Source organism: Tabrizicola sp. T74 (assembly GCF_057219935.1).
In genome coordinates, this window is record NZ_JBXVVT010000022.1 from 1 (window position 1) to 578 (window position 578).

1 pseudogene is annotated in these 578 nt (G+C 68.7%); it reads left to right on the top strand.

Going from position 1 to position 578, the window contains the following annotated elements:
* A pseudogene (locus tag AC2EAL_RS21775) lies at positions 1-578 on the top strand (hypothetical protein); the annotation flags it as partial.

The following is a 578-nucleotide window of genomic DNA, read 5'->3' on the forward strand; positions in this document are numbered from 1 at the left end:
GCGCTGGCGCTGTTGGCGCAGGCCTTCCCGAACTTGACGCCGCACCAGCTGCGGTTGCGGATTCTTGCGTCGGCGGATAATACCTTCGCGGGGTTCACAGCGACTAACTCGGTGGACCTGGACGACGGACCGGGCGTCTTCAACCATGCCTGGTCCTCGGTCTATGGCCATGGCTTCCTGGACATCCGGGCGGCGCTGTTGCCGATCGGGCAAACCGGGGTTTCGCTGAACGGGGGCGAGGTCGTCACCACCAAGGACTATGCCTTCTCGACCGGGGGCGCGATGGGGGATGCGGTGACGCGCGCCCTGGAAGGGGTCGATGTCACGGTCAGCGACCAGCTGGGCGGCGATTTCGCGGTGGCGGCCAAGGCCTTTGCCACCCCGGCAGAGGCGGCGGACCTGGGCCAGACGCTGGCGGCGCAGACCTTTGCCAAGGACTACCGGCAGACCCGCACGCAACCGCTGTCGCCCCTGGCCGACACCTTCGCCGCGCATCCCGGCCAGTCGATGGAACTGGCAAGCCCCGAGGGCGCGCGGGCATCGGTGCTGATGGGCGGGGCCGAGGACTATGGCATCGC